13 protein-coding genes and 2 pseudogenes are annotated in these 18,183 nt (G+C 66.9%); 7 read left to right on the top strand and 8 right to left on the bottom strand.

Annotated elements, in window-relative coordinates; genetic code table 11:
* The first annotated feature begins 50 nt into the window (after positions 1–50).
* The gene (locus ACSMXX_RS28635; RefSeq protein ID WP_473181556.1) at positions 51–1,334 is read left to right on the top strand and encodes an MFS transporter; all 1,284 of its coding nucleotides are present in this window, start codon (positions 51–53) and stop codon (positions 1,332–1,334) included.
* 138 nt (positions 1,335–1,472) lie between these two features.
* On the opposite strand, the pseudogene ACSMXX_RS28630 reads toward ACSMXX_RS28635, so the two are convergent.
* Positions 1,473–1,721: pseudogene (locus ACSMXX_RS28630) on the bottom strand (AraC-like ligand-binding domain-containing protein); the annotation flags it as partial.
* A 1,017-nt stretch (positions 1,722–2,738) separates the two neighbouring features.
* On the opposite strand from ACSMXX_RS28630, the gene ACSMXX_RS28625 reads away from it, so the two are divergent.
* The 4 genes and pseudogenes from ACSMXX_RS28625 to ACSMXX_RS28610 all read left to right on the top strand — a co-directional run.
* Positions 2,739–3,725, top strand: coding sequence for a LacI family DNA-binding transcriptional regulator (locus tag ACSMXX_RS28625; RefSeq protein WP_473181555.1), 987 nt, complete (start codon positions 2,739–2,741; stop codon positions 3,723–3,725).
* Between the two features lie 146 nt (positions 3,726–3,871).
* Entirely contained in the window at positions 3,872–5,263 is a 1,392-nt protein-coding gene (locus tag ACSMXX_RS28620) for an MFS transporter (RefSeq protein ID WP_473181554.1), read from the top strand.
* A gap of 80 nt (positions 5,264–5,343) precedes the next feature.
* Entirely contained in the window at positions 5,344–6,639 is a 1,296-nt protein-coding gene (locus tag ACSMXX_RS28615) for an amidase (protein WP_473181553.1), read from the top strand.
* Between the two features lie 77 nt (positions 6,640–6,716).
* Positions 6,717–6,818, top strand: a pseudogene (locus tag ACSMXX_RS28610) (IS5/IS1182 family transposase); the annotation flags it as partial.
* 206 nt (positions 6,819–7,024) lie between these two features.
* Here the strand turns inward: ACSMXX_RS28610 and ACSMXX_RS28605 are convergent.
* From ACSMXX_RS28605 to ACSMXX_RS28595, 3 genes are all read right to left on the bottom strand, one after another.
* Positions 7,025–7,768: an alpha/beta fold hydrolase gene (locus tag ACSMXX_RS28605; protein WP_473181552.1), complete on the bottom strand. Its 744-nt coding sequence runs from the start codon at positions 7,766–7,768 to the stop codon at positions 7,025–7,027.
* A gap of 252 nt (positions 7,769–8,020) precedes the next feature.
* Positions 8,021–9,379 carry an MFS transporter gene (locus ACSMXX_RS28600; protein ID WP_473181551.1) on the bottom strand — a complete coding sequence of 453 codons (1,359 nt, stop codon included), beginning with the start codon at positions 9,377–9,379 and terminating at the stop codon, positions 8,021–8,023.
* Entirely contained in the window at positions 9,376–9,693 is a 318-nt protein-coding gene (locus tag ACSMXX_RS28595; protein WP_473181550.1) for a hypothetical protein, read from the bottom strand. Before ACSMXX_RS28595 ends, ACSMXX_RS28600 begins: the two co-directional genes overlap by 4 nt.
* Positions 9,694–10,251: 558 nt before the next feature.
* Between ACSMXX_RS28595 and ACSMXX_RS28590 the strand changes: the two genes are divergently transcribed.
* Together ACSMXX_RS28590 and ACSMXX_RS28585 are read left to right on the top strand one after the other, a co-directional pair.
* On the top strand, positions 10,252–11,286 hold the full coding sequence (locus tag ACSMXX_RS28590) for a zinc-binding dehydrogenase (RefSeq protein WP_473181549.1): 1,035 nt from the start codon (positions 10,252–10,254) through the stop codon (positions 11,284–11,286).
* Positions 11,287–11,362: 76 nt separating this feature from the next.
* Complete coding sequence (locus tag ACSMXX_RS28585) at positions 11,363–12,796, top strand: MmgE/PrpD family protein (RefSeq protein ID WP_473181548.1); 1,434 nt, start codon at positions 11,363–11,365, stop codon at positions 12,794–12,796.
* Between the two features lie 52 nt (positions 12,797–12,848).
* Here the strand turns inward: ACSMXX_RS28585 and ACSMXX_RS28580 are convergent, their stop codons facing one another.
* From ACSMXX_RS28580 to ACSMXX_RS28565, 4 genes are all read right to left on the bottom strand, one after another.
* On the bottom strand, positions 12,849–15,044 hold the full coding sequence (locus ACSMXX_RS28580; protein ID WP_473181547.1) for a xanthine dehydrogenase family protein molybdopterin-binding subunit: 2,196 nt from the start codon (positions 15,042–15,044) through the stop codon (positions 12,849–12,851).
* Positions 15,041–16,021: an FAD binding domain-containing protein gene (locus ACSMXX_RS28575; protein WP_473181546.1), complete on the bottom strand. Its 981-nt coding sequence runs from the start codon at positions 16,019–16,021 to the stop codon at positions 15,041–15,043. Before ACSMXX_RS28575 ends, ACSMXX_RS28580 begins: the two co-directional genes overlap by 4 nt.
* A gap of 12 nt (positions 16,022–16,033) precedes the next feature.
* The gene (locus tag ACSMXX_RS28570; RefSeq protein WP_473181545.1) at positions 16,034–16,675 is read right to left on the bottom strand and encodes a (2Fe-2S)-binding protein; all 642 of its coding nucleotides are present in this window, start codon (positions 16,673–16,675) and stop codon (positions 16,034–16,036) included.
* A gap of 312 nt (positions 16,676–16,987) precedes the next feature.
* The gene (locus ACSMXX_RS28565) at positions 16,988–18,145 is read right to left on the bottom strand and encodes an acyl-CoA dehydrogenase family protein (protein ID WP_473181544.1); all 1,158 of its coding nucleotides are present in this window, start codon (positions 18,143–18,145) and stop codon (positions 16,988–16,990) included.
* Between the last annotated feature and the right edge of the window lie 38 nt (positions 18,146–18,183).

Here is an 18,183-nt window from a genome sequence, read left to right as displayed (position 1 = left end):
GGCAGGAATTCACACAGGCGACGGGAGTCTCCGCCCGTAGCGATCGGCAGATGCGCCGAATCGCTCTGGCGAGCTTCACCGGGACCGTGATCGAGTTCTACGACTTGACCCTGTACGCGGTCACCGCCTCACTGGTGTTCGCCAAAGTGTTCTTCCCCGCTCTCGGGCCCGCGGCAGGCACGGTTGCCGCCTTCGGCACCCTGGGTGTGGCCTTCGTGGCGCGCCCGATCGGTGCAGTGCTCTTCGGTCACTTCGGTGACCGGCTGGGGCGCAAGCGAGTCCTGGTCACGACACTGCTCATGATGGGGATCGCGACGGTCCTGGTGGGTGCAATGCCCACCGCTGGCCAGATCGGGATCGCGGCCCCGATCTTGATCGTGGTCATGCGGGTGGTACAAGGCCTCGCGGCAGGCGGGGAGTTGGCCGGCGCGGCGCTGTTCAGCACCGAGAGCGCGCCGCAGAGGAAGCGCGGATTCTGGACGATGTTCACCTCCCTCGGAGGCGGCTTCTCGATCGTCCTCGCGAACGCCACGCTCTTGCTCGTCGGACTCGGCATGTCCGACGAGCAGTTCGCCTCCTTCGGATGGCGGATCCCGTTCCTGGCAAGCGCCTTGCTCATCATCGTCGGTCTGTACATCCGCCTGAAGATCGATGAAAGCCCCGTCTTCCAAGCCGAGGCCTCACCGAGCAAGCGCGGCGCCTCTTCGAAGCTGCCGTTCCTGGAGGCCTGGCGACGACAACCGCGACAGATGCTGCTCGTTGCCGGAATCTCGATCATGCAGGCAGCCTTCACCTACCTCGGAGCTACCTACTTCGCGAACGTCGGTGAAACATCACTTGGTCTGAGCCGGAACACGGTTCTCGCTGCCGGCATCGCGGGCGGGCTGTGCTGGGCGCTCGGCGTCGTGATCGGAGCCATCACCTCCGACCGGATCGGGCGGCGCCCGGTGCTCCTCGCCTCAACTGCGGCGGCAGTCGCCTGGGCCCTCTTCGTCTTCCCCGCCCTGTCCTCAGCCTCGGCGGGGACATACCTGTTGCTCCTGTGCGTAACGATGCTGATCGCGGGCGCCGAGATCGGCCCGATCAACGTGATGCTCTCCGAGGCCTTCGACACCAAGTACCGGTACACAGCCTCAGCTTTCGCCTACAACATCGGGCTGGTGCTCGGCGGTGCCGTGCCCCCGCTCCTCGCCGGTGCGATAACCGCCTCCTACGGCGCCTTCGTATTCGGTCTCTTCCTTGCCGTGCTGTGTCTCATCAGCCTGATCAGTGCGATAGCCCAACCCGAAACACTCAACCGCGACTTGACCGACGTGCTCGCCTCCGAACGCTGAACGCCCTGGCGACGGGCGCTGCACGTAGAGCCCGTGCTCGACACACTCGATCGTCTCCGACCAACACAGGCCGAGGGGCTGGCTCCCAGCGGTCGTAGACAACTGATATGTCGCGGATGTAGTTCCATACGGCTTGTCTGTGTCGTAGAGCGCCATGTCGCCGGGCCTGGGTTCGGTCTCGCGACCGTCCTGGACGATCATGCCGGTGCCTTGTTCGATGAGTGAGAACTTGACGTACCGCTGCGGTGCCCGGGCGATGAGGACCGGGGTGCGGTGGACCGCGTGTGCGTCGGCATGCATGTCGAACAGATGAATGTCGCCGGTGACTCCAGCCCTGAGCCGTCCGCGGAAGCTGTCGGGGTCCCCGGCGTGGACGTCGAGTGACACGACAGCGTGGAGACCTTCGCGCGGTACGCCGCGAGGTCCTGCAGATCCTCCGGCGGACCGGTCGACAAGCGACGTGGCTGGTCGGACATCACTACCTCACCGCAATGTGATGACTTTCGACGTTTTGGCCGTGTTCACATTGCCCATTCTCGTTCGAATGTCGTGGGTCCAAGTACGTCCGCTCTACCGGATCCTGCGTACTTTGCTCACCGGATTCGAGCACCAGCTCATCGACGGGCAACGCGCGGCGGGACAAGTGGCTCCCGCTCGGAGACCGAACCACGGGATCGAGGCCATCTGGCACGTCTACCGGCAGATCCTCTCGATCTACATCATCACCAACCCGCCGCCGACAGCAAGACCGCCGAGAGAGTCCTTGAAGCACTCCACACCTGCCCGATCCCTGAGGGCACCAAGCTATCGGCCCGACCCGAGCCGGTGCACGCTTGCCTACTTCGGGCACCGGAGGCATGTTCAACAACGGTAGCCATCAACAGCGTCATCTGGAAGACCCGCCGACTCACCCACGGTTTCCGCAACTTCACCAAGCACAGGATCCGGATCCTGCCGCACGCGGCACCCGCCCCTACCGTACGTTCGTCGCCCAAGTCTCGATCAGCCGAACGAGCCGACCCAGGCCGATCTACGAAGAGCCTTGGAATTTCCGCACATCATTCGCCGATCACGTGGAGGGCAATCTGGAACGTTCGCTGATGTCGTCAACTCTATTGAGACAAGCGGAAGTCCCACAGCAATTCGCGGGTGCCCAACCAACTGAGTAACGGTTCGGATGCGAGTTGCATGGTCACGCTGGCATCACGGTCAGCCGGCTGGTCCCGCTCCGGTTCTTGATCCACGGATTCGGTCGCGCAGGCTCCTGAACCGCGGCGGCGCGGGCGTGGCCGAGGAGATCGCGGCGACCCGTTTCGCGGAGACACCGCCCCTTACGATGGCGCCGTGGATAGAAGTGGCGTCCCGAAGCAGTCTGAGGCACGTGGTCGACCCAGGCTGGTCGACGTGGCACGCATCGCTGGCGTGGACCCTTCGACGGTGTCGCGGACGCTACGCCGCGGAGAGCAGAATGCGACCTCTTCGCGCTCGCTGCGCATCTGGGAGGCCGCCCGCGAGCTCGGCTACCGCACGAACCTGTCGGCGGCGTCCCTGCGGACGAACGTGTCGCGGCTCGTTGCTGTTTTCGTCCCTCGTCTGCGCGACGAGGTTCTCGCTGTGATGTACGAGGGCATCGATGAAACCCTCCAAGCTGCTGGCTATCAGAGTGTGGTGCTCGCGACCGGCGACGACCCTGAGGTCCAGGTGGCCAAACTCGAGGCCGCGATGCAGCGTGGTATCGATGGCGTACTGGTCGGCGACGCGGTGATCGGGTCACCGTACTTGGCGCGGGTGCGTGCAACCGGTATCCCTTGCGTCCTCTTCAACCGTCCGCGCCGTGGCTACCGTTCAGTCGCGGCCGCCGACGAAGAGGGCGGTCGGCTCGCAGCACGGCACCTGCTGGATCTCGTGGGCGGGACGTTGGCCCTCTACGCGGGGATGGACTACGCGCAGAACCTCAAGGATCGGGCGGACGGGTTCGCCGCAGAGCTTCACGAAGCCGGGCGACCACTCGATGCCTCGGCCTTTTTCCAAGGCGGCGTCTATGCCGAGGACGGCCGCGACGCGGCCGCCGAGCTGATCAAACACGCCGAGCAGCCGTTCGGTGTGTTCGCGGTCAATGACATGGCAGCGATCGGCGTCCTCGGAGAAGGTGTGCGACAGGGGCTGGTACCCGGACGCGATTTCTACGTCGTGGGGTTCAACGACATCTCGCTTGCGCGGATGATGCCTGTCCCGCTCACGACGGTTCACAGCCCGATGAAAGAGCTCGGTGCCGAGTCTGCGCGTGCTCTGGTCTCGCTGATGAGCGGCGACCGCCCGCGTTCGCGCGTGATGCCCGTCGAGCTTGTCGTGCGTGAGTCCACGGTTGCCCGCGACAGCAGCCGGGTGTGACGACCTGCCGGGCGAGTCAGGCGGCACCGAAGGCTTCCTGGCAGGTCAAAACGTCCGCAGGGTATATGCAATCGTTTGCAAGATCGGATAAACCAGAACGTGCAAACGATTGCAATATGAGGTCGAGGTGCTTAGCATCGCTCGACATGAACGAACGAGCTGAGCGCAACCAGGCGGGCGCGGGCGACCCTGCGCCCCGTAGCCGTCCAGGGCGTGGGCTGTTCACCGATCGCTTCCGGTGGGTGGTGCTCGCCGGCATCGTCGTGATCACTGTTGTCAACTATGTCGACCGTGGCGCGATCTCCTACGCGGCGGACGGCATCATCGGCGAGTACGACCTCGACCCCGCCGAGTGGGGGAACGTGCTCGGCTACTTCGGGTACGGGTACATGTTCGGCGCACTCGTCGGCGGGATACTCGCCGACCGCAAGGGCCCGCGTTGGATGTGGACGGTGGCGTCCGTCTCGTGGTCGCTGCTGGTGATGTGCGTCATCTTCGCGGGTGACGTCGGCCTCGCCATCGCGGGTTCGGCACTGGTGGGGTTCGCGGTGTTCCGTATCGCCTTCGGGTTCGCCGAAGGGCCGACGTATGCGACGGTCAACCGTACGGTCGCGAACTGGGCAACCGTCGAGGAGCGCGGCTTCATGTCGGCGGTCGGACTGCTGGGAACGCCCCTGGGCGCGCTGGTGACCGCTCCGATAGCCGTCGGCCTGATCGCGCTCACGGGTTCGTGGCGCTGGGTGTTCGTAGCCCTGGGACTCCTCGGTCTGATCTGGATCGTCTGGTGGCGGTCGGTGTTCACGAACCGCCCCGAGGACAACGCGCGTGTCTCCCGAGCTGAGCTCGCAATGATCCGTGACGGGGAACAGCGCCTCGTCTCCGAGCACACAGTCGACGAACTCCCTCGCGACCTTCGCTGGTGGCAGTTCTTCCGCAGCCGGACCCTGGTTTTCAACGCCTTGGGCTACTTCGCCTTCATGTATGTCAACTTCATGATCCTCACGTGGACGCCGCGCTACTTGCAGGCGGAGTTCGGGTTCTCGCTCAACTCGTTGTGGTACTTGGGGATGATCCCTTGGATCGGGGCGTGCGCGACCGTCCTGCTCGGCGGCCGGATCAGCGACTGGCTGCGGCGACGGACGGGAAGCCTCTGGGTCGCGCGTAGCGGATTCGCGATGGTCTCGCTCGCTCTCACGACCATCTGCTTCAGCCTTGTCCCCACGGTAGGAAGCGCCGCAGCGGTCCTTTTCATCATGGCTGTGGGGAATGCCCTCAACTCATTGCCGAATGCGGTGTACTGGACGGTCCTGATCGACACGGTGCCAGAGCGCGTCGGGACCTTCGGAGGCCTGACGCACTTCATCGCCAACATTGCCGCGGTCGCGGCCCCAACCGTCACCGGTTACCTCGTCTCGGCGAACGGCTACGGTGCGATGTTCGTAGCAACGGCCGTCGCCACAGGAGTCGGTGTAATCTCCATGGCGCTCGTGCGGCCAGGTCGACTCGGCTTCGACGTCCGTCCGGTGACGACCGCTTGACTCGCCGACCCCCCCTGCTCACGGTCACCGGGGAGCGTCGGCTCGTCGGCAACTCGCCCGCCGCGGCAGATGCCCGGGTCATGGCGGCGCGCCACGCGGCGCAGCAGCGTGGGACGGAGCTCAACGCGTTCGCCGCCCTGGACAACTTCGCGACCTCGGCCGCAGAGGTCTCGACTGCCGTCGGCACAGGTGGTCCGCTGGCAGGGGTAGCCGTGGCGGTGAAGGACGTCATCGATGTCCGAGGCCTTCCGACCCGATGTGGCTCGCGGCTGACTGGAAGCGAGCCGTGTACGGACGATGCGGAGGTCGTTGCCCTGCTTCGGAGGGCCGGCGCGGTGACGCTTGGCAAGACGACGACTCACGAGTTCGCCTACGGTCCGACAGGTGACGTGACGGCGACCGGTCCAGTCCGGAACCCGCACGACCCCCGGCGGATGTCCGGCGGCTCCAGCGCAGGTTCGGCAGCGGCCCTCGGCGCCGGGATCGTCGCTGCGGCCCTGGGGACCGACACCGGCGGATCCGGGCGAACACCGGCCGCGTTCTGCGGTGTGGTGGGCTTGCGGCCGAGCTTCGGGGCGATCAGCGTGCAAGGCGTGTTCCCGCTCGCGCCCAGCCTGGACACGGTCAGCCCCATGGCGACGGACGTACGAGGTCTCCGGACCGTTTGGGAGGCTGTTCGCGCCCGACCTGAGGCACCTCTACGAGGTGAGGTCCCGCGACTCAGGGTCGGTCGACTTGCCGGGGGCGACTGGTCGCGACTGGCGCCCGCGGTCAGTGCGGCGATACGTCGTGTGGTGTCCGTCCTCGATCAACTCGGACACGAGGTACGTGAGAGCGACGGTGGGTGGGCGCCACAGACGCACGAGCTCTACCGTGCCATCCAGGGACCGGAGGCGGCAGCCATCCACCACACAAGCCTTCACGACCGGCCGGCTGAGTTCCAGCCCGAGGTGCTGAAACGCCTCTGTGACGCCGAGAAGGTTGCAGGATGGGAGTACGTTCGCGCGCAGGAGCAGATGGCTGCGCTGCGGGCCGATCATGCGCGGATCTTCGGCGACGCGGATGTCCTTCTTTGCGCGACCTCCCCGGTGACGGCGCCGCTTGTGGGCCAGCGCACCAGGTTTGACGCCGGGCGGAACTCCGTATGGGACGTGGCGCTGGCGCTGACCGCGCCTTTCAGCGTGCTCGCCCTTCCAGCACTGTCCATACCGGTGTGGCTCGGCCCAGATCAGATGCCGGCGGGGGTGCAGATCATCGGGAGGCAAGGCGCCGACGACCTACTCCTCGCATTGGGCGAGCAACTGGAGAAAGCGCTCGGGAACGCCGAAGGCACAGCTGCGAGCGCTCCAACACCGAGTAACAAGAGAGAACGATGACGGAGCCGCCACAACCGGTAAGCCGAGGCCGGACAGGTCTCGTGCAGTAATCTCGACGATCACGTCACTAGCATGCTCACCGTCAGACGACGGGGCAACCGGGCGGCGGGCCACCCGCCTTCGACCGGGAGGCGTACAAGCAGCGCAGCCCCGTCGAGCGGTGCATCTACGACTTGAAGTAGTGGCACGGCGGAGATAGAGACGCAGGGCGTATTGGCGACCGCGGGCGTGGACAAGTGCTGCGCCGGGGTGGCCGCCGACGACATGCGCGCCGTCAATTCGTCCGCGCCTCCCGCCGTTCCGTTCGCGAGATGCGCGTTCACGTAACTCGTCCGGGATCGCCTCAGAGAGACGGACGCCGCGTGATGTGCCGGCGCGTGTCCGCTCAACCGTCCACCGCCTCCAGAAGCAGCTCGGTCACTGCTTCGGGTGCCGTGACCATGGCGTCGTGCGCCGCGTGGAGAACGCGATACGAGAACTCCGGATCCTCGGCATGGCGCTTGCGTGCCCTGTCGAGAACGTGCGGTTCCAGGGACGACGGCACACACTCGATGAACATGCCGGGGTGTCTCCAGGCGCGGTCCGTGCTGCCCACCGGGTCCTGATAGGTCTTCAACGGCTGTGACGTGGTGCGGCTGTTGATCCATGCGGCGTCATCCGGGTCGGTGATCCCGTACCAGGAGGCGTCGGAAGGCGGGATGTACCAGCCTTCGCCACCGTTCTCCGCCATCTCGACGTGCCCCGCGGCGCGGGCGGGGCCGACCATGTCGTGGTGCGACTCCCCTGTTCGGGGAAGGTGCGCATCGAGGAAGACGATTCTCCGCACCCGGTCGGCGATCCGTTCCATCGCACCGGAAGCGACCATGCCTCCGTAGCTGTGTGCCACGAGAACGGCGTCCTGGATGTCCTCGTACTCGAATACCGCCACCAGGTCCTGAACGTGGACGTCCAGGCCTATCGCCTGACTCAGCAGATGTGCTCGCTCGCCGAGGCCCGTCAGCGTGGGCGTGTACACCATGGGGCCCGCCTGCCGCAGCGCGGAGGCCACATGCTTCCAGCACCAGCCGCCATGCCGGCCGCCATGTAGGAGCACAAACGGTGGACTTGCCGAGATCGGCGCTGCCGACATCGCAGATCACCTCCTGGTCGTAGTGGGATGTGGGCAGGCACCGCTGGGAAAGAAGGGCGGGCCGAAACCGCAGGCTTGGGGTGCCACCAACGGTTCCGCAGACCGCAGTTCAAGCGCGAGCAACGCACGCCTGCACGGCAGGAGCCAGACGTCGGCCCGCCCCGTGAATGAGGTCCCGCACGTTGCAGACCTCACTCCGGCCGCAGGAGCATTCGGGGCCCGATGGATGCTGGTCTTCTGCCTGCACGGCCGTCAGGGCTTCGCATCCGACGCGACGTCGTCCAGGTCGACCTGGCGGGTCTCGCGGACCTTCAGCACACACAGCAGACTGGCCAGACAGGTGGCTGCCAGGATGACGCCGAACACGAAGCTGCCGAAAGAGCCGATGATGGAGGTGGCGACCAGGGGCGGGATACCGCCACCAATCACGCCGGCGAGGCTGTAGGCGAGACCAACGGCCGTGTAGCGGTACCGGGTGTGGAAGAGCTCGGACAGGAACGCGCCCTGGGGACCCCTGCCGAAGCCGGAGATGAACATGGTGATGAAGAGGCCGATGGCGAAGACGGTGCGGGAGCCGAGGTCGAGGATCGGGAACAGAACGAGCGCCCATACGACGGCTGCGCCGCCGGCACCGATCATCACTACACGCCGTCCGATCCGGTCGGAGAGGACAGCGCCGAGGATGACTCCGGCGGAGATCGCCAATCCACCCACCATCGCCATGCCCAGGACGAAGGTGTTTGTCAGCTTGAGTTCCGCTGTGCCGTAGTGGACGAGATAGGTGCCGCCGATGTAAGTCAGGGCGAAGCACATTGTCGCTGTGCCGGTCCCCAACAGCACCTGAGCCGGCTGGTGCTTGAACGCCTCGACGAACGGCACCTTGGAGGCGTCCGAGCGCGCCATCTCCTTCTTGAACACCGGGGTTTCATCAACCCTCAGCCGCACCCAGAGCCCGAAGATGACGAGCACGAAACTGGCGACAAAGGGAACCCGCCAGCCCCAGCTGGTGAACGTCTTGTCGCTCATGAGCACTGAGGTCAGGAAGAACGTGGCGTTGGCGAGCACGATCGCGCCGCCTCCGCCCAAGGACGGGAACATCGCCCAGAAGCCGCGTTTGCCCTTGGGAGCGTGCTCCGAGGAGAACAGCACCGCGCCGGCGAACTCGCCACCAGCCGCCAGCCCCTGAAGGACGCGGAGCAGGATGATCAGAACAGGGGCAGCGACTCCGATCTGGCCGGCGGTGGGCATCAGCCCCACCAGAACGGTGGACACCCCCATCAGCAGCATGGTGGCTATCAGGGTCTTCTTGCGTCCGAGGCGGTCGCCGAAGTGCCCGAACAGGATGCTGCCGAACGGCCGTGCCAGGAAGGCGACGCCAAGTGCCGCGAACGAGGCAATGGTGCCTGCGGCCTCACCCAGAGCCGGGAAGAAGATCGCGGGGAAGACCAGGGCGGCCGCGGTGCCGTAGATGCCGAAGTCGTAGAACTCGATCACGGTGCCGATGAAGCTGGCGCTCGCGACTCGTTTCATGTTCTTGGGTGGAGCTGCATCTTCAGCGGCCTGGCCGGATGTGGCGCTCGGCGGAATTGCCTGTTCCGGTGTGTGTGTCATTGTTCTCCCTGCTTTCGACGCGGCTTCGTCGCAGCGTCAGGTGAGCCGACAGCCGGGGAATTGGTCTGTCGCGGGGGTGCGGCGATGCGGCGCGCGAACTGCGAGGAAATTTCTTTCAGTTCAGCGACCCTGCAGCCGCGGTTGAGGTTGAGGGCGCCTTCGATGTGGCGGCTCAGTCGGGCCGGCAGTTCACCGCCGTGAGCGGCGACGTCGATGAGCTGCGTCGCTCGGGTCGATGCCGTCCGGGACCCGGACCGGGATTGAGCGCCATCCCCGGTGCCCATGGCACCGAGCGCGATGAGGCCAACCTTCATGAACCTGTCCTTATCGATGACGGGCGCGGCTCGGCGGGCCTGTTGTGCTGTTGGCAAGGCCCGCTCCCAGTGGAGACAGTTCGTATATACGTATGCAAGACCGTATGTGCGATCGACCGTAAGAGTCGCCCTGGTACGTGTCAACGCTCGTGCGCAGCCCTTTTTCGTGGACGTAACACCGGTCGATCCCATTGACGGCACCGATCCGGACTCTTAGCCTCGCGACTGTAAATAGGTACTTGGGTTCGCAATTACGTACCTACTCTGTCGGCACGAGTGCCTCTGACTACCCCGGGTACACCGTGCGACCTGGGAGGATGGCGTGACCGGACGTTGTGAGGTGCTGATCAACGGCCATCGGGCGCGGTCGGTCGGCAAGGGAAGCATCGAGGTCGGGAAACCCCGTCACAGAGGAGGTCATCGCCACAGCAGCGGCTCCCCCACACGACCGGGGCCGAGCAGGACGATGACGCCGACTGCGACGCGCTCCCGGACGACATCCGCCGCCGGCGAGGAAAGCACCCCACGACACAACGACCCGAGGAGAGTTACTCCACGATGCGCGCGACACTCCTGTACCAGGCCGGCGACGTACGCGTCGAAGACGTCGACGATCCGAAGCTCCAACAGGCCACGGACGCCGTCATCCGCATCGTCCTGGCCTGCGTCTGCGGCAGCGATCTGTGGCCCTACAAGTCACAGCCGTTCACCGACGATCCCCGCCACATGGGCCACGAGTTCATCGGCGTCGTCGAGGAGACCGGTACGGAGGTGACCCGTGTCCGGCGCGGCGACGTGGTCGTCGTCCCCTTCACCTACGCGGACAACACGTGCGCCTACTGCCGCGAGGGCCTGCAGACTTCCTGCCCCCACGGGGGCCCATGGGGTGTGGGCGGCATCGACGGGGGCCAGGGCGAGGCCGCCCGCGTTCCTTACGCCGACGGCACCCTCGTCAAACTCCCCGTCGGCGAGGACTCCGAGCTGCTGCCCGGTCTGCTCACTCTCTCCGACGTGCTGTGCACCGGCTACCACGCCGCCCGGACCGCGGGGGTCGAGCCCGGCGCCAGCGTGACTGTGATCGGCGACGGCGCCGTCGGACTGTCGGCGGTCATCTGCGCGAAGCTGCTGGGCGCCGAGCGGATCATCCTCATGGGCCGCCACACCGGGCGCACCGACCTGGGCCGTGAGTTCGGCGCCACCGATGTGGTCGCGGCACGCGGCGAGGAAGGCGTCACCGCTGTGCGCGAGTTGACCGGCGGACGCGGCACCGAGCGGGTACTCGAATGCGTCGGCCTCAAGGACGCACTCGTCCAAGCCGTCGGCGCGGTTCGCGACGGCGGAGTCATCAGCCGTGTCGGAGCCCCGCAGTACCCCGAAGTCCCCCTCGGCTTCCCCGAGTTCCTCCGCAACATCACCCTCACTGGTGGCGTCGCTCCTGCCCGCGCCTACATGGAAGACCTCATGCCGCACATCCTCAACGGGGAGATCCGACCCGGGCGGGTCTTCGACCGCACGGTCGGACTGGAAGACGTCGCGGAGGGCTACCGCCTCATGAACGACCGCGAGGCTTTGAAGACCCTCGTACGTCCGTGATCGCACCTCAGCATGTCAACGGCCCTGACCACTCCCAGGGCGCAATCCACAGGGCTCGCATCCGGGAGGTCCGCTGATGACCATCATCGAGGCGATCGCGGACCTCAGTCGTCGAATCCGGTTCGATGACCTGCCCGGCCCCGTGGTCGAAGAGTGCAAGCGGCTGCTCCTGGACTCCGTCGGCTGTGCCGTCGCCGGGCACGCCACGATGAAAGGCCGCTCCGGGACAGAGATCGGTCTCCGCATGGGCGGCGCATCGGGAGACGCCACCATTCCGGGCAGCCCGCACCGGAGCACGGTGTTCGGCGCCGCCTTCGCGAACGGCGAACTGATCAACGCCCTCGACTTCGACGCGATCCTGCCCCCCGGCCACGTGACCCCGTACGTCCTCCCGGGCGCGCTGGCGGAGGCCGAGGCCGGTCACGCGGACGGTGAGTCGCTGATCACCGCAATAGCCGTGGCGCATGAGGTGTCCTACCGATTCGGCCGGGCCATGGACGGTTTGCGCGACATCCGGGACGGCGAATACACCATGCCGCCCGTCTTCGGCTACAGCTCGACGGTGTTCGGTGCCACCGCGGCGATCGGCATGCTGCGTTCGCAGAGTCGAGACGTCATCATCGAGGCGCTAGGCATCGCCGGCATGACCACACCGGTCCACTCATTCCGCTCCTGGTGCAACTACACACCGTCCACGACGCTGAAGTATCTCTCGGCCGGTGCCCTCACTCAGGCCGCATCTGCCGCGGCCCACATGGCGGAACTGGGACACCGCGGCAATCCGGAGATCCTCGATGACGCCGAACACGGGTTTCCCCGCTACGTGGGCACCACCAGGTGGCAGCCAGAGAAGATCCTCGACGAGCTTGGCCGCGACTGGGGCTTCCCGGACGCACTGTCCTACAAGCCGTACCCGCACGCGCGGGGCTCGCACGGCGCACTCGACGCACTCACCGGGCTGATCGAAGAGCACAATCTGGAGCCCGAGGAGATCGACGCCGTCCGCGCCTGGGGCGAGTCTTTCGCGGCGTCCTATCCCGTCTGGCAGAACCGGGACATCGTCGAAATCGAGGACGCCCAATACAGCATCGTGCACGCGCTCGCGGTGGCCGCCCACCGGATTCCGCCAGGCAGGGCGTGGCAGAACCGCGAGGTCGTCTTCAACCCGTCCGTCACGGCGCTGATGGGACGGACCACCTACGAGGCACACCCCGACTACGCGACCTCGGTCTCCGCGCACACGCAGAGCAGACCCACACGGGTCGAGGTCGAAGCACGGGGCACCACCTTCGTGCGCGAGTGCCTCTACCCCAAGGGCACTCCGTCCCCGGACCCGAGCACGACGATGTCCACCGACGACATCATCCGCAAGTTCCGCAGCAATGCCGAGGGTCTGCTCCGACCGGACGCCATCGAGCGGGCGGCCGGTGCCGTCCTCGCCCTCGAGGTCGCGCCCGATGTCGCGGACGTCGTCCGGATGGTCGCGACGGACGGTTCCAGCACCTCCTGATCCTTCCGAGCAGGAAAGAACGACGGCAAGCGGTGGTGCGAACCACCCCGGTTCACAACAGCGCCTCGGCCGTGATCGGCAGGTCGCGGATGCGGCGCCCGGTGGCATGGAAGACGGCATTGGCGACGGCCGGTGCCACACCGACCAGGACGAGCTCGCCGAGGCCCTTGACGCCGATGGGGTCGGCCTCGTCGTCGCGGCCGTCGACGTAGATCGCCTTCAGATCGACGACGTCGGCGTTGACCGGGACCAGGTAGTCGGCCAGGTCGGCGTTGACGATCCGGCCGTCGCGGTGGTCGGTGACCGTGTGCTCCAGCAGCGTGGTGCCGATGCCGCCGACCATGGCGCCGAGCGCCTGACTGTCGGCCAGCTTTGGACTGATGATGCGGCCCGCGTCGAAGACACCGAGCATCCGCCTCACCCGAACCAGGCCGAGTCGTGCGTCGACGGCGACCTCCGCGAAGACGGCGCCGTAGCCGTACATGGAGGACCGGGCCTGTCCAGGTGTGTAGGAGCCGTCGGCTTCCAGTTCGGTGCGGTTGTTCCGCGACATAAGCCGCTGGTAGGTCTCGCCGCGGGAGGGGTCGCTCTTCAAGTGCAGCCGGCCGCCCCGTACGACGATGTCCTGGACGTCCGCTCCGTACAGCGGCGATTCGCGGTCCTCGACGGCGAGTTCGACCGCCTGCCGGCGAAGCTTGTCGCATCCGTCCTGGACGGTGGATCCGACGCTGGCCATGGTCTGCGAGCCGCCGTGGATCGGTGCCGGAGGCAGGGCGGTGTCGCCGAGCCGGAAGGTGACGTTGCGGACAGCCAAGCCGAGGGCGTCGGCGGCGATCTGGGTCATGGAGGTGTAGGTTCCGGGGCCCATGTCGCTGGTCGCGGACTCGACCAGGGCTGTGCCGTCTGCGTCCAACCGGATCCGGGCTTTCGCCGGGGACCTGAGCGTGTCGTACAGCGCGGTCGCCATGCCGGTGCCGATCAGCCAGTCGCCGTCGCGGGTCGATCGGGGCTCGGCGTTGCGGCGGTCCCAGCCGAATTCGCGTGCGCCCACGGTGTAGCACTCGCGCAGCCGCCGGGTGGAGAACGGACGCCCGTTTGACTGGTCGTTCTCGGGTTCGTTGCGCTCGCGCAGCTTGATCGGGTCGATGCCGAGCTCGTGGGCGAGTTCGTCCATCGCGCTCTCGACGGCGAAGGCGGCGGTGGAGTAGCCCGGGCCGCGCATCGGCGTCGGGGTGTTCACGTCCAGCGGCACCGTACGGTGCGTCTGGCTGACGTTGGGCGTCGTGTACAGCATCTGCCCCGGAGAGACGACACCCCGCTCCGAGAACTTCTCGTACCGTGACGTCTCTGCGCGCATGTCGTGGGTCATGGCGGTCAGCCGTCCGCGGCGGTCGCTGCCCAGACGTACCCGGTACTCGTATCCCGGCCGGTATCCCACGCCGAAGTAGAGCTGCCTGCGCGTGAGTACGAGCTTGACCGGACGCTTCGCCTCGCGGGCCGCGAGCGCCGCGATGGTGATGTGCGGCCAGGCACGCGCCGCGTTGCCGAACGCACCGCCGACGAACGGCGAGATGACGCGGATGGATTCCGCCGGAATGCCGAAGTCTGCGGCGAGTTGGTCCCGCGGGCTCTGCACCCACTGCGTCTTGTCCCACAGCGTGAGCCGCCTGCCCTGCCAGCGGGCGACGGTGGCGTGGAGCTCCATCGCGTTGTGGTGATTGCGGGCGGGCCGGTACGTCATCTCCAGCCGTACGGGGGCGGATTCGAGGGCCTTCTCCGCGTCACCGCGCTCGTAGGTGACCGGGTCGCCCTCCGCCGGGGCATCGGTCAGGTCGATGACGGGCCGCTCGGTGTCGTAAGCGGCCCTCACCAGGCTCGCCGCGTGCTGGGCGGCCTCAAGTGTGGTGGCCACGACGACGGCGACCGGCTGGCCGTGGAAGCGGACCTGGTCGTCCTGGAAGACGCGCAGCCGCTCGCCCGGAAGGTTGAGTGATCCCGGGTTGTCGCGGTAGGGCAGCTTGGGTGCGTTGCGGTGGTGGATCACCTTCAGTACACCGGGCTGCGCCTCGGCGGCGCGTGTGTCGATGCCGGTGATCCGGCCGCGGGCGACACTGCTGTCGACCACCACGGCGTGCACGACCCCGTCGGGCTCGTGATCGGCGGCGTACTTGGCCTGTCCGGTCACCTTCAGGTGCCCGTCCACTCGGGAGAGCGGGGCTCCGACGGCTGCCTGCGGCTGGGGGCTCATTCGCTGTCTCCTACGATGCGCAGCTGGCGTTCGACTGTCCGCTCGAGCAGCTCGATCTTGAAGCGGTTGTGTTTCAGCGGCCGGGCCCCCTCCGCTGCCGACGCGGCCGCCCGTGCCCAGAGCCGCTCCGAAGGGCGTTCACCGACGAGGGCCCGCTCGACGGCGGTCAGCTTCCACGGCACTGTCCCGACCCCGCCGGCGGCGACCTTGGCTTCGCGGATCACGGCGCCGCGGATGTGCAGGGCGACGGCGGCGGAGGTGAGGGCGAACTCGTAGGACTGGCGGTCGCGGACCTTCAGGTAGCCGGACTTCAACGGGCGCGGGAGGGCCGGAATCTCCAGGGCCGTAACCAACTCGCCGTGTCCGATGGCGTGTTCACGATTCGGGGTGCGGCCGGGTCGGAGCAGGAAGTCCTTGAGGGGGACAGTCCGCTCACCTTCCGCGCCGAGCAGGCGCACCCGTGCCTCCAGTGCCGCGAACGCGACGGCGACATCGGAGGGGTGGGTGGCCACACAGTCCTCGGAAGTTCCCAGGATCGCGTGGGTGCGGTTGAAGCCCTCACGCGCGGCACAACCGGAGCCCGGGTCCCGCTTGTTGCAGGCGGCGGTCACGTCACGGAAGTACGTGCAGCGGGCGCGCTGCATGATGTTGCCGCCGATGGTGGCCATGTTGCGCAGCTGAGCGGACGCGCTCAGCTCCAGAGCCTGGGCGATGACCGGATAAGTGCTGCGTACCTTGGGGTGGTTGGCGGCCTCGGTCATGGTGACCAGCGCACCGATGCGCAACCCGCCGCGTTCTGTGACGGTGACTTCGCGCAGCGGTAGGCCGCTGATGTCGACCACCGTCTCGGGGCGTTCGACGGTCTCGCGCATCAGGTCGACGAGGGTGGTACCGCCGGCGATGTAGCGTCCGCCGCGCCGGCCGGCGTCGAGAGCCGCGCGGGTGTCGGGCGCCTTCGTGTAGGTGAAGGGGTACATGGTGAATGGCCCTCAATTCCGCCCGGCGGTCTGCTCGACCGCCCGCACGATCTTCGTGTAGCAGCCGCAGCGGCAGAGGTTGCCGCTCATCCACTCCCTGATCTCGTCCTTCGACCCGGTGTGTCCCTCCTTGATGCAACCGACGCCGGACATGATCTGACCCGGTGTGCAGTAGCCGCACTGGAATGCGTCGTGCTCGACGAACGCCTGCTGCAGAGGGTGCAGTTCGTCACCGTCGGCAAGGCCCTCGATGGTGGTGATTTCGGTGCCGTCCACGCGAATCGCCAGCGTCAGGCAGGAGTTGACCCGGCGTCCGTCCACGAGGACCGTGCAGGCCCCGCAGGCACCGGCGTTGCAGCCCTTCTTCGAGCCGGTCAGGCCGAGGTGCTCGCGCAGCAGGTCGAGCAACGACGTCCGATTGTCTACCGTGACGGTGTGCCGCCGGCCGTTGATGGTGAGGGAGACGCGGCTGCTGGGTGGCGCCTCGGCGTCAGCTGTCTGCTCGCCACCGAGCAGCGACGGACCTGCGCCGAGAGCACCCGCCGTCACAACACCACCGACAGCAGCGGAGCTCGTGACGAAGGTACGGCGCGACGGCGCGGACGGGGGTTGGACAGGAGGAGACACAGCTGTCTCGGAGAATTCGGAAGACATGCCCACTCTCTCAACAGGGGGAAGATGGGGGCGTACTGGCCGGCGCGAGCCGCGCGCCGTACCTCGCTGGGCCAGGGCAACTTCGGCTCCCATCCAGCCTGCTGGGCAGACTGGCCGTGCAACAGGCCGTGCTGTGCCGGGGAATGACCAGCCAGGGTGTGACACAGCCCCCCTCGCGCCTGTCCCACGAGGCGCAGCACTGTCAGAGTGGGTCGGTTGAGCACTGGTTCAGTGCCGGCCCCAGGGCCACCAACTCGGCGAGCATCGCCGAGTCCGGCACCCCCGATCTCATGCCTGTTCCTGTCGAAAGCCTCACCGGCTTCCAGGCAAGTTGCGGGCCATCACGATGCGCTGGACCTGGTTGGTGCCCTCGTAGATCTGGGTGATCTTGGCGTCGCGCATCATGCGCTCGACCGGGTAGTCGCGGGTATAGCCGTAGCCGCCGAGGAGCTGGACGGCGTCCGTGGTCACCTCCATGGCGACGTCCGAGGCGAAGCACTTGGCGGCCGCACCCTGGAAGGTGAGATCGGCGTCGTCGCGCTCGGACTTCGCCGCGGCCGCATACGTGAGTTGGCGGGCTGCCTCGGTCTTCATGGCCATGTCGGCGAGCATGAACTGGATGCCCTGGAAGTCGGCGATCGGCTTGCCGAACTGCTTGCGCTCCTTGACGTACTCCTTGGCATAGTCGAGGGCGCCCTGTGCGATGCCGAGGGCCTGGGCGGCAATGGTGATGCGGGTGTGGTCCAGGGTCTTCATGGCGGTGGCGAAGCCGGTGCCCTCCTCGCCGATCATGCGGTCGGCGGGAATGCGGACGTTGTCGAGGTAGACCTCGCGGGTCGGGCTGCCCTTGATGCCGAGCTTCTTCTCAGGGGCGCCGAACGAGACCCCTTCGTCGGACTTTTCGACGACGAACGCCGAGATGCCCTTCGAACGCTTCGTCGGGTCGGTCACGGCCATGACCGTGTAGTACTCCGAGACGCCCGCGTTCGTGATCCAGCGCTTCACGCCGTTCAGGACGTAGAAGTCACCTTCGCGGACCGCCTTCGTCTTCATGCCGGCAGCGTCCGAGCCCGCATCCGGCTCGGAGAGGCAGTAGGAGAACGTCCCGGCGCCCTTGGCGAGCGGCGTCAAGTACTTCTTGTTCAGTTCGTCGGAGCCGGAGAGGATCAGCGGCAGCGAACCCAGCTTGTTCACCGCGGGGATCAGGGAGGAACTCGCACAGGCGCGGGCCACCTCCTCAATCACGATCACCGTGGCCAGCGCGTCGGCGCCCGAGCCGCCGTACTCCTCCGGGACGTGCACGGCGTGCAGATCGTTGGCGACCAGTGCGTCGTGCGCCTCCTGCGGGAAGCGGGCCTCCTCGTCCACCTGGGAGGCATGCGGAGCGATCTTCGCCTCGGCCAGCGACCGGATCACGTCCCGGAGCATGTCGTGCTCCTCGGACAGGCGAAAGAGGTTGAATTCCGACATAAGCTCTCCCACTACGCGGCACTGAGTGCCCTAATTAT

The organism is Streptomyces sp. DSM 116795, assembly GCF_055792905.1.
Note: the sequence above shows the minus strand (reverse complement) of the source record. Positions and strands in the feature narration are given on the sequence as shown.